Annotated in this window: 10 protein-coding genes and 1 tRNA gene; 10 read left to right on the top strand and 1 reads right to left on the bottom strand. The window is 49.3% G+C overall.

Annotated features, from left to right (window positions below; translation table 11 throughout):
• Positions 1-3 precede the first annotated feature (3 nt).
• From GM173_RS15525 to fliJ, 7 genes are all read left to right on the top strand, one after another.
• Positions 4-1,341 (top strand): sigma-54-dependent transcriptional regulator, encoded by a 1,338-nt coding sequence (locus GM173_RS15525; protein WP_203572306.1) that lies wholly within the window; start codon positions 4-6, stop codon positions 1,339-1,341.
• Between the two features lie 74 nt (positions 1,342-1,415).
• A complete protein-coding gene (fliE, locus tag GM173_RS15530; protein WP_203572307.1) occupies positions 1,416-1,739 on the top strand; it encodes a flagellar hook-basal body complex protein FliE in 324 nt (107 codons plus the stop codon).
• Positions 1,740-1,765: 26 nt separating this feature from the next.
• Complete coding sequence (gene fliF / locus GM173_RS15535) at positions 1,766-3,487, top strand: flagellar basal-body MS-ring/collar protein FliF (protein WP_203572308.1); 1,722 nt, start codon at positions 1,766-1,768, stop codon at positions 3,485-3,487.
• An 11-nt stretch (positions 3,488-3,498) separates the two neighbouring features.
• Positions 3,499-4,506, top strand: a complete 1,008-nt coding sequence (gene fliG, locus GM173_RS15540) for a flagellar motor switch protein FliG (RefSeq protein ID WP_239078558.1) — start codon at positions 3,499-3,501, stop codon at positions 4,504-4,506.
• An 8-nt stretch (positions 4,507-4,514) separates the two neighbouring features.
• Entirely contained in the window at positions 4,515-5,381 is an 867-nt protein-coding gene (locus tag GM173_RS15545) for a FliH/SctL family protein (RefSeq protein ID WP_203572309.1), read from the top strand.
• Positions 5,365-6,765 (top strand): flagellar protein export ATPase FliI, encoded by a 1,401-nt coding sequence (gene fliI, locus GM173_RS15550; RefSeq protein WP_203572310.1) that lies wholly within the window; start codon positions 5,365-5,367, stop codon positions 6,763-6,765. Before GM173_RS15545 ends, fliI begins: the two co-directional genes overlap by 17 nt.
• 14 nt (positions 6,766-6,779) lie before the next feature.
• Positions 6,780-7,211: a flagellar export protein FliJ gene (gene fliJ, locus GM173_RS15555; protein WP_203572311.1), complete on the top strand. Its 432-nt coding sequence runs from the start codon at positions 6,780-6,782 to the stop codon at positions 7,209-7,211.
• A 51-nt stretch (positions 7,212-7,262) separates the two neighbouring features.
• Here the strand turns inward: fliJ and GM173_RS15560 are convergent.
• Positions 7,263-7,337 (bottom strand) — tRNA-Arg (locus tag GM173_RS15560).
• A gap of 202 nt (positions 7,338-7,539) precedes the next feature.
• Between GM173_RS15560 and pyk the strand changes: the two genes are divergently transcribed.
• The 3 genes from pyk (at position 7,540) to GM173_RS15575 (ending at position 10,665) form a co-directional block, all read left to right on the top strand.
• Entirely contained in the window at positions 7,540-8,976 is a 1,437-nt protein-coding gene (pyk, locus tag GM173_RS15565; protein WP_203572312.1) for a pyruvate kinase, read from the top strand.
• Positions 8,977-9,458: 482 nt separating this feature from the next.
• Positions 9,459-9,680: a hypothetical protein gene (locus tag GM173_RS15570; RefSeq protein WP_203572313.1), complete on the top strand. Its 222-nt coding sequence runs from the start codon at positions 9,459-9,461 to the stop codon at positions 9,678-9,680.
• Between the two features lie 229 nt (positions 9,681-9,909).
• Positions 9,910-10,665 (top strand): PEP-CTERM sorting domain-containing protein, encoded by a 756-nt coding sequence (locus GM173_RS15575; RefSeq protein ID WP_203572314.1) that lies wholly within the window; start codon positions 9,910-9,912, stop codon positions 10,663-10,665.
• Positions 10,666-10,801 lie beyond the last annotated feature (136 nt).

The raw sequence follows: 10,801 nt of genomic DNA on the forward strand, positions 1-10,801 counted from the left end.
TACATGGCTTTACCTGTTTTAATTGTTGAAGATGATGATGCGTTGCGCGAGGCTCTAGTTGATACGCTTGAACTGGGTGGATATAACGCGATTGCCGCTGAGGACGGCACTGAAGCTTTGCTTTTGCTTGAAGCAAATCGCGTGGGTATGGTTATCTCTGATGTGCAAATGCAACCAATGGATGGCAATACCCTCTTGAATGAGATTAAGCAGCATTATCCTTGGCTCCCTGTTATGTTAATGACAGCTTACGGCGTGATCGACAAAGCGGTGTCGGCTTTGCACGCTGGCGCATGTCATTATTTACCAAAACCTTTCGAGCCCGATTTGTTGTTAGCGCAAGTTGAAAAATATCTGCTGCCTGATTTGGGTTTGGATGAGGTGCTGGCCGAAGCCCCGATTATGCAGCAGTTAATGGATGTTGCTCGTCGTGCAGCAATGGCGGATGCATCGATTATGCTCAGTGGAGAGTCCGGCGTGGGTAAAGAAGTGATGGCAAGGTATATCCATCGCCACAGTGCACGTGCGAATAAACCGTTTGTAGCGATTAATTGTGCGGCGATTCCAGAGCAATTGCTTGAATCAACTTTATTTGGTCACGAAAAAGGAGCGTTTACTGGCGCTGCGGCGCAGCATGTGGGCAAGTTTGAACAAGCACAAGGCGGCACTTTGCTATTGGATGAAGTTACTGAAATGCCATTGCCTTTACAGGCCAAGTTGTTACGCGTGTTACAAGAGCGAGAATTAGAGCGCGTCGGTGGCGTGAAGCCGATTGCCCTGAATATCCGTGTTTTGGCAACAAGTAATCGGGATTTGGCGATAGAGGTGAAAGAGGGGCGTTTTCGTGAGGATTTGTATTATCGTCTGAATGTCTTTCCATTAAAAATCCCAGCTTTACGCGAACGCAAAGAAGACATCTTGCCTTTGGCACGGTCTATGCTTTCTCGTTATTCGGTAGTATACCAACGACGTCTACCCGTACTTTCGCGGGATGCGGAACAAACGCTTAAGAATTACGAGTGGTATGGCAATATACGTGAATTAGATAGTGTCATTCAACGCGCTTTGATTTTGGCGCCGGGAGATGAAATTGCCGCTGAGCATTTGTATTTGCCTGTTGTGTCGGCAAATATTGCCGCAGATGCCGTAATGGATGAGGCAATTCAAGCCAAACCAGCGGCAGCTAATATCAAAGACATGGAAAAAAATATGATCTTAGAGGCGTTAAAATCGACTAACGGCGTTCGCAAGGCTGCTGCAGAAAAATTAGGCATGAGCGAGCGAACTTTGCGTTATAAATTAGCTCAATATCGTGAACAAGACGGAAATTTAACAATTTGATGCCACATGGTGCAGGATTTGCTTGCCGCCGCCGCCACGCACCCCTACAATTTTGCCAAGAAGGATAGGTAGTTATGAGCGTGCAAGGAATTGATCAAGTTCTCGGCGAATTAAGGTCGATGTCTGCGCTGGCCTCGGGTCAGCCAGTCAACAATCCGGCAGCAGTGCCGGGCAGCCCTGATTTTGCAGAGTTACTAAAACAATCCATCGATCAAGTAAACCAAGTTTCACAAGATGCTCAAGCCAAGCAAGTGGCTTTTCAGTCTGGTGATCCTGAGGCTAATTTACAAGATGTGATGGTTTCATTGCAAAAAGCCAGTTTGAGTTTTCAAACCATGGTTCAAGTGCGCAATAAACTTGTGACCGCCTATCAAGAAGTGATGAGCATGCAGGTATAAATCTCGGATTTGAAAATCGGTAAGGTATGGCAGAAGCGGGCGTCGCGACAGATAACACCCTAGTTAGAGCAGGAAATATCGGTGGGCTGCGTGAGCGCTTCAACGAGATGCCTGCTGGGCGCAAAATGCTTGCGATGGTCATGATCGCGGTCATTATTGCCGCCGTTGTCGGCTCTTTGCTTTGGTCACGCGAGCCTGCTTATCGAATCTTGTTTACCAATTTGCCTGACAAAGACGGTGGCGCAGTCGTTCAGTCTTTAGAGCAACTCAAAATCCCTTTCAAACTCGATGCCGGAACTATCTCTGTTCCCGCCGATAAAATTTACGATGTTCGTTTGAAATTGGCGGCGCAAGGTCTGCCAAAAGCAGCCAATACAGGCTTTGAATTAATCGATAATCAGAAATTTGGCGTTTCCCAGTTTGCCGAACAAGTCAATTATCAGCGTGCAATCGAAGGCGAGCTTGTGCGCTCGATTGAAAGTATTTCCTCGGTTGAGAAAGCTCGCGTTCATTTAGCGACTCCAAAACAAACCGTTTTTTTGCGCGATCAGCAAAAGCCATCGGCATCGATTGTCTTGACCTTGCATCCAGGGCGCACACTTGATGGTGGCCAAATTGCCGGCATTATCCATTTGGTTTCATCGAGTATTCCTGGTTTGCCCGTTAGTAATGTCACGGTTGTGGATCAAGAGGGTAATTTACTGTCTCGTTCGGCAGATTTGATGAATAAAGGCTCTTTAGATCAACGGCAGTTGCAGTATGTCAATTTAGTTGAACGGGGCTTTGTTGAGCGTTTAGAAACTATTTTGGCGCCGATTGTGGGTAAAGGGAATGTCCGCGCTGAGGTGACTGCGCAGATTGATTTTTCTGAAGTAGAGCAAACTTCTGAAACCTTTAAGCCCAATTCGCCACCAAATGCTGCGGCGATTCGTAGTCAGCAATCTTTAGAACAAAGCGGCCGTTCTTCAGAGGACGCGGCAATGGGCGTGCCGGGGGCATTGTCGAATCAACCGCCAGGAGCCGCAACAGCACCGATTACAGCACCTGTGGCATCGGCTGCGAGCGCAGTTGCTTCTACGGGAACCACGAGTCTTCGCAAGGAAGGGACGACTAATTTTGAGGTCGATAAAACCATTCAACATGTGAGACAGTCGGTAGGGAATGTTAAGCGACTCTCTGCTGCTGTGGTGTTGAACTATAAGGCGGGCAAAGACAAAGATGGTAAATTGTCCTACGTACCCTTCACGCCAGCGGAAATGACACAAATTAATAATTTGGTACGTGAGGCGATTGGTTTCAACAAAGAGCGTGGTGACTCGGTCAATGTCGTCAATGCCGCTTTTGCTGAATCGATTCCGTTGGAAGAGAAACCGCTGCAAGATCGTGCGCTCAGCTATGTGCAAAATAATGGTACTGATGTACTGAAGGCATTCGTGATTTTGGTTGCCGTTTTCTATTTATTGTTCTTTATCGTGCGGCCACTGATGAAAGACATTACGCGCTCGCGTGAAGAAGCGCGTACGATGGAGCTTGATTTGGGTGAGATGTCGGTGGGAGAGCATTTCACTGCCGACACTGGTAGTAAATCGGATAGTGAAGAAGACCAGCAAAAAATGTCTGCGTTTGCGGATTTACTGCAGCAAGCCAAAGAATTGGCTAAAAATGACCCGCGTATGGTGGCAACGATCCTGCGTGAGTGGATGGCCAATGCTGCTGATGATAAAGCCGATCCCAATAAAGTTTCCTGAGTGAGGTGCGTATGGCTGCCAGTTTGAATGAAGAAGGCGTCAATCGTAGTGCCTTGCTGTTGATGTCGCTTGGTGAAGATTGTGCTGTTGAGGTGTTCAAGTTTTTGGGCCCAAAAGAAGTGCAAAAGCTCGGCTTTGCGATGGCCAATATGAATGCCGTCAAGCGAGAAGATATGGATAAAGTGCTGGGTGACTTTATCGCATCAACACAAAATCGCGCTAATTTAGGTGCTGCTGATGAATACATTCGCTCGGTGTTGACTAAGGCTCTTGGCTCCGATAAAGCCGCCAATTTGCTCGATCGAATTTTGCAGGGCAATGATAATAACGGGATCGAATCACTTAAATGGATGGATTCGGTCGCTGTTGCTGAATTGATTAAAAACGAGCACCCACAGATTATCGCTACGATTATGGTGCATTTAGAGCCAGATCAATCATCCGAAATTATGGGGCACTTTGTTGAGCGACTGCGTAACGACGTCTTACTGCGTATTGCTACGCTGGAAGGGGTGCAACCTGCCGCTTTGAAAGAATTAAACGATGTATTGACTCAGCTCTTGTCTGGTTCGGACAAACTCAAGAAAAGCGCTATGGGGGGCGTGCAAATGGCCGCCGACATGCTTAACTTCATGGGCAGCGCTGTCGAAACTTCCGCGGTGGCTAATATTCGCGAATACGATCCTGAGTTGGCGCAAAAAATCCAAGATAAGATGTTTACCTTCGATAATATCTTGGATATTGATGATCGTGGTATCCAGTTATTGATGCGCGAAATTCAGTCGGATTCATTAATTATTGCGCTCAAAGGCACTAGCCAAGCCCTGCGGGAAAAAATCTTCAAAAATATGTCGCAGCGGGCGGCTGAAATGCTACGCGAAGATTTGGAAGCCAAAGGCCCGGTTAAATTGTCAGAAGTGGAAGGCGAACAAAAAGAAATTCTCAAAATCGTACGTCGTCTGGCCGATGAAGGACAAATTGTCCTTGGTGGTGGCGGTGGCGAGGGTCTAGTTGATTAAGGAATATCATGTCTGGATCCCATCGTCGCGTGATTCCGCGCGAAGAGTTATCTGCATTTCAGCGCTGGCAATTTAATTCTTTATTGGATACTCCGGCAGCGGTTGCTGAGGCTATCGTTCCGCCTGTAAGCATCGACGCCACTGATGCTGGTGCTGCGCCTGTTGCGCCGATTGAAACCACGGCGCAGGTGTTGGTAGTTGACACTGCCGCTGAGCTCGATGAGCCGCCTGAATCGGCAATGCCGTATCCTACCGCCGAAGAAATTGAAGCGATCCAGCAACAGGCTCACGATGAGGGCTTTCAAGCAGGTTTAGAAGCTGGCCGTTTGGCGGCTGAAGCTGAAGTTTTGCAACTACAAAATCTGCTGGCCAGTGTCACCGAGAATTTACAAGCCGCTGAAGCGCAATTGGCTGAATCGGTGTTGGACTTGAGCCTGTTGGTCGCGCGGCAGATGATCTGTGATGAGCTGCAAAGTCAACCGCGGCAACTCTTGGCCCCTATTCGGGAAGCGTTGGCGGTGATGCCAACCCCTACGAACCCATCTCGTTTGTATCTTTCGCCCGATGATTTGGAATTGCTGCAATCGGCACTGCACCTTGAATTGCCCGAGGATGTATGGCGTATTCTACCCGATATCAATATGGTGAGCGGTAGTTGCAAGATTGAAACACCCGCTACGCAATTGAGCTTTAGCCTCGCGTCACGCTGGGAAAATATCCTTAGGGTATTGAGACGTAGCAATGATTCTAATTTGGCTTGGGGGAAATACCCTGATGCTGGAGCGGACGCCTCTACTGAGTCCGAGACGCTTGATGAAGCAATTTCACCCATCGTGAACGACGCGTCAACGAAAAACAATGACGCAGTCGATTAATCTCATTCAATCTTACTTGAAAGATTGTGGTTTAGCCGTCAACGCAGTACGGTCGTGGCGACCGCGTGGGCGCTTGACGCGCGTTTCTGGCATGGTGCTCGAGGCGGTTGGTTTGCGCTTGCCGATTGGTGCGTCGTGTAATGTGATGACCCCGAGCGGCCACCCGGTGGAAGCGGTCGTGGTTGGCTTTCAAGAAGTGCGGCTGTTTTTGATGCCGATTGCCGAAGTTTACGGCGTCGAGCCGGGTGCTGCCGTCGTTCCACATGAGGATTTCTCTGCGTGGGAGCCGGTATACGGCCAACCGCGTGCGGAACAGCGCCGAATGGAAGATCATGGCCGCCAAGTGCCAGTCGGTTGGGGCTTACTGAATCGTATTTTGGATGGCCTTGGTCGGCCACTCGATGGTAAAGGCCCACTCGATTTTGACGGTTATCAGCCTTTGTTTGCCCGTCCCTACAACCCGATGGATAGAGAGCCCGTGAAGCACGTCATGGATGTCGGCGTGCGCGCGATCAATTCTATGCTTACGGTCGGGCGTGGTCAGCGCTTGGGCTTATTTGCTGGCTCGGGCGTCGGTAAATCAGTGCTGCTGGGCATGATGGCGCGTTATACCAAGGCCGATGTGGTTGTGGTTGGTTTGATTGGCGAACGGGGGCGCGAGGTGAAAGACTTTATCGAGAATATTCTCGGTGACGAAGGCCGTGCTCGCAGTGTGGTCGTCGCCGCACCTGCCGATACGCCACCGCTGCTGCGTCTGTACGGTGCTGCCTATGCGACCAGCATTGCCGAGTATTTCCGCGATCAAGGGCAAAATGTGCTGCTTATTATGGACTCACTGACGCGCTACGCAATGGCGCAGCGTGAAATCGCGCTGGCAATTGGCGAGCCACCGGCCACCAAAGGTTATCCACCGTCGGTATTTGCGCGTTTGCCACAGCTGGTTGAACGAGCGGGTAATGGTCGTGAAGGTGGTGGCTCGATTACCGCCTTTTATACGGTACTCTCGGAAGGTGACGATCAACAAGATCCAATCGCTGATAATGCCCGCGCGATTTTGGATGGTCACTTTGTGTTGTCGCGGCAATTGGCAGAGTCCGGCCACTATCCGGCGATTGATATTGAAGCATCGATTTCCCGCGTGATGCACGACATCATTAGCCCACCAGAATTTGATTTAGTCCGCAAGTTTAAGTACCTCTACGCGCGCTATCAGCGCAGCCGAGATTTGATTAGCGTTGGCGCGTATGTGCCGGGCTCGGATCCTGTGCTCGATGAAGCGATTCGTCGTCATCCCGGCTTTGAAGCCTTTTTACAACAAGCCATTCACGAGCAAGAAAGCTACGAGGGCGCTAGAATGAAGCTTGCCCAATTGTTTGGGGTGTAAAGGGTGTAATTCTTGTGGCCAAGTTTCGCTTTGCATTTTTACTACAGCTCTCGGTTGATCAGCGTGAAGACGCTTCGCGTTTGATGCAAGCCGCACAAGCGGCGTGGTTGTTGGCGCGCAGCAAATTAGAGCAAGTCGACGGCTTTCGTAACGAATACCGCGCGCGGCTGGCTAATAGCGCTCAAACCGGCATGTCGATTGGTCAGTGGCGCGACTTTCAGCTGTTTTTAGCCAAACTCGATGGTGCTGCGAACCAGCAAAATTTTGAAGTTGAGCGCTTAGCGCAGGAATATGAACGCCGCAAAAATGAGTGGCAAGAATGCGAAAAAAAAGTAAAAGCCTTTGAGGCGCTACGCGATCGGCACAATCAAGCCGAATTGCGTAAAGAAGGCCAACTGGAGCAGAAATTATCCGATGAGTTTAATAGCCGACTTGGTCGGCATTAAGGCTATTCAGATCAAAAACAATAAAGCCCCAGCGATTGGGGCTTTTTGTTTTGGTGTCCCCGACAGGAATCGAACCTGTATCTAGCGCTTAGGAGGCACTTGTACTATCCGTTGTACTACGAGGACACAACGGGCGAGATTGTACCGCATGGGCGGTGGATCGACTAGCAAGGCCCCCAATTACTTTGCTTTACCCGCTGAGCAAGGCAATCCGTTGTAGTTTTGTAGCTTGCAACAGGATGACATTTGTCAACGTGATAGCAACTGAATTACTTTAGTCTTTACCGTATTGTCGAACTTGCCCTTGCACCTTGCTCAGGAGAAATGTATGAATCGAAGTACAAAAATCGTCGCCACTTTAGGTCCTTCGTCCAATGACGTTGCGACATTAGAGCGCCTGCTGCAGGCCGGCGTAAATATGGTGCGACTCAATTTCTCGCACGGTACCGCGCAAGATCATTTGGATCGTGCCGCTTTGGTGCGTGAAATTGCCAAGAAAATGAATCGCCCGATTGCGATTATGGTGGATTTGCAAGGGCCGAAAATTCGTGTTGGCAAGTTTGAAAAAAATAAAATTGAGCTGAAAAATGGTGCTAAGTTTGTGCTCGATGCCGAGTGCACATTGGGCAATCAAAACACCGTTGGTTTAGATTACAAAGAATTGCCGAATGACGTCGAGCCGGGCGTGATTTTGCTGCTCGATGATGGCAAGGTGAAATTACAGGTTGATCGCGTTGAAGGCCAGAAAGTGTTCACTACCGTCTTGGTCGGCGGTACGTTGTCGAACAATAAAGGGATTAATCGCCAAGGCGGCGGGCTGACCGCGCCCGCGCTCACTGGCAAAGATATGGAAGACATCAAAGTCGCCGCCAAATTGCACGCTGATTATGTTGCCGTGTCATTCCCGAAAAGTAGCGCCGATATGTATATGGCGCGCACTTTGCTTAAAGCAGCGGGGAGTAAAGCGCTCTTGATTGCAAAAATCGAACGTACCGAGGCCATTGCCAATTTGGACGATATCCTCACCGCAACGGACGGCATTATGGTCGCACGTGGTGATTTGGCGGTCGAAGTCGGTGATGCTGCCGTGCCTGCGCTGCAAAAACGGATGATTAAAGCCGCGCGTCGACTGAATAAACTCACCATAACCGCCACGCAAATGATGGAGTCGATGATTTCCAGCCCGGTGCCAACCCGCGCCGAAGTTTCTGACGTTGCCAACGCTGTGCTCGACGGTACCGATGCGGTGATGTTGTCGGCGGAAACCGCGTCAGGCCAATACCCAGTCGAAACCGTCGAATCGATGGCGCGCGTCTGTGTGGAAGCGGAAAAATCGCAGGACTATGCGGTGTGTAATGCCGCCTTGCTCGAAGGTGAATATTCGCGGATTGATCAAACTATCTCAATGGCGGCGCTGTTTGCGTCGAATCATTTGAATGTCAAAGTGATTGCGGCGCTCACACAATCGGGCTCATCGGCGCTATGGATGTCGCGCGTGATTTCGGGCGTGCCAATTTATGCGCTAACGCCGGAAGCGGAAACGTACAACCGCCTGGCGCTGTTCCGCGATGTCGAACCAGTGATGTTGTCACACGATAATACTGATCGTGAATCCCTGTTGGTTCGTGCGGAAGTGGAAATGCTCAAGCGCGGGATTGTGCAGCCGGGCGATATGATTGCGTTTACCTTTGGTGATGTGGTCGGGATGGGCGGCGGCACCAACTGCTTGAAAATTGTGAAAGCAGGCGAAACGAAAGTGCGTTAATTGCGGCATTTCAGAGTTGAACTAAAAACGGCCAGTGATTTCACTGGCCGTTTTTATTGAGGCGCTTTTTCGGTCGGCGATGTTCAGATTGGGTGTTGTGTGCCACGTTCGTTGAATTGGGGCTGAAATTCTCGTTCCAGCATGTCGAGCGATAAATCGGTTTACCATTTGGCTCTCGATAAATCGATGCGACGCAATGGTTTATGCGGCTGCGCCGCGAATTCTGGTGCGCGTTCCGCCGCGCGGGCAGGTTGGGGGCTTTGCTTCTCCAAAGCCCCCAACACCCCAAAGGAGACCCCCGCCTGCGGCCCTCCGGGCTTCCCTCAGTCGGTCGCGAGCCAAACGATAAAGCCATTTGTCTCGCTCCACTCCTTCGGCGATGGGCGACAGGGGATTAAAGCCCCAGACCAACGAGCGCGTAAAAAATAGATATGGGGTATATCCGTCAAAGCCAAATAATAATTAGTTTTTAGGGCAACACCATGACATGTGTATATCGCAATAGTTGGTCTGCATGGATTCCCCTGCATCAAGCCGAGCGAGGAACGGGCGGGGCGGGGTTTCGGCGAGGACTGTTTGAGGCCGTAGGCCGAGTTCCGCAGCCGCCGACTCGAACCGTCTGCCGCGAGGGCATCGGCGTAGCCGACGCAGATGCCGAGGTCGTCTTCCTTTGTTTACTTTCCTTGGCGAAGCAAGGAAAGTAAGTATCGCAGCGCATAGCCGCCATCCATGGTGGATGAGAAATAGTTGGCAAATAAAAACCGCCGTGGATAGCGGTCTTTAGGTTGATGGATGTGGTGTAATGCCTTTAGCGATTAAGTCTGCATAGAGGGCAATCGTGGCGCAGTTCACTGTGACAAAATAAGCAATTGCAAAGAAAGTAAATAGAAAGCAAAATTGGCGAAAAATATATTTCTTTTTGAGGTGTTCGCTATGAAGAGTTTTTTAAAACTTTGCTATGTAAGTCCATTCCTTCTGCTATCAAGCGTGTCTCATGCCGCGCTGACGACTCTAGAAGGCGAGCATGTCACCTATCAAGTCAATTTAGATGCTCCATGGATGAGCAATCTGCAGGCGAAAGTAACAGGCGATACATTGCAGTTTATAAGTAAAGATGGCAATGCAATTGTAAACAATAAACAAATTGGCAATGGCTCTAACATTAGCGAATTTAATTCCCGCCTCGGTGATATTAAAGTTCAAGCTAAGCAAGGCTATCAATTCTCGACAGCAAATATCGTACATTCAGGAGTTGTTGATTCAGTAGGAGAAGGTGGTCGTAATGCAATTCTTTATAGTCGGCTTTGGAGTTATGCTTTTCTCAATAATCCCATTGATAATTGGAGCAGCGCTGCAACTGATAAAAATACCGTCATATTGGCAGATAATAAAGCTGAAAACCCCAATAATTTAATCAAACCTTTGACTGGTCAATTAAAAATAGTAGATAGATCACTCACAAGTTTTAGTGATTTGTCGTCCAAATCGAATTTAGACATCGAATTTTACAATGAAATTCACGCATGGGCTGTTCAAACTACTACTCCAGATAGTTACGCACATGCCCAATTAGATTCATTTGGTATTTCAATGCAAGTTGCCCCAGTTCCCGAACCAGAAACCTACGCATTGATGGGCATGGGTCTAGTCGGCTTGATGGCTGTACGTCGTAGAAAAAACAAAGCATAAAAGTTAAGGTGAATAGCACGGTAGGGGCGATTAACGTAGCGTAATCGCCCGTTTGATTTTTCGCCGCGAAGTCTCCGATTACGCTGCGCTAATCGGAGCTACGAGGTCTAGCTTAATCTAATGTTAGTCAGCGATA

Source organism: Deefgea chitinilytica, assembly GCF_016881405.1.
Taxonomy (GTDB): Bacteria; Pseudomonadota; Gammaproteobacteria; order Burkholderiales; family Chitinibacteraceae; genus Deefgea; species Deefgea chitinilytica.

Bases quoted from the DNA above. Each gene is read 5' to 3' on its own strand.
- pyk (WP_203572312.1), top strand. From the start codon at position 7,540: ATGAATCGAAGTACAAAAATCGTCGCCACTTTAGGTCCTTCGTCCAAT.
- fliG (WP_239078558.1), top strand. From the start codon at position 3,499: ATGGCTGCCAGTTTGAATGAAGAAGGCGTCAATCGTAGTGCCTTGCTG.
- GM173_RS15575 (WP_203572314.1), top strand. From the start codon at position 9,910: ATGAAGAGTTTTTTAAAACTTTGCTATGTAAGTCCATTCCTTCTGCTA.
- fliF (WP_203572308.1), top strand. From the start codon at position 1,766: ATGGCAGAAGCGGGCGTCGCGACAGATAACACCCTAGTTAGAGCAGGA.
- fliI (WP_203572310.1), top strand. From the start codon at position 5,365: ATGACGCAGTCGATTAATCTCATTCAATCTTACTTGAAAGATTGTGGT.
- GM173_RS15545 (WP_203572309.1), top strand. From the start codon at position 4,515: ATGTCTGGATCCCATCGTCGCGTGATTCCGCGCGAAGAGTTATCTGCA.
- fliE (WP_203572307.1), top strand. From the start codon at position 1,416: ATGAGCGTGCAAGGAATTGATCAAGTTCTCGGCGAATTAAGGTCGATG.
- GM173_RS15525 (WP_203572306.1), top strand. From the start codon at position 4: ATGGCTTTACCTGTTTTAATTGTTGAAGATGATGATGCGTTGCGCGAG.
- GM173_RS15570 (WP_203572313.1), top strand. From the start codon at position 9,459: ATGACATGTGTATATCGCAATAGTTGGTCTGCATGGATTCCCCTGCAT.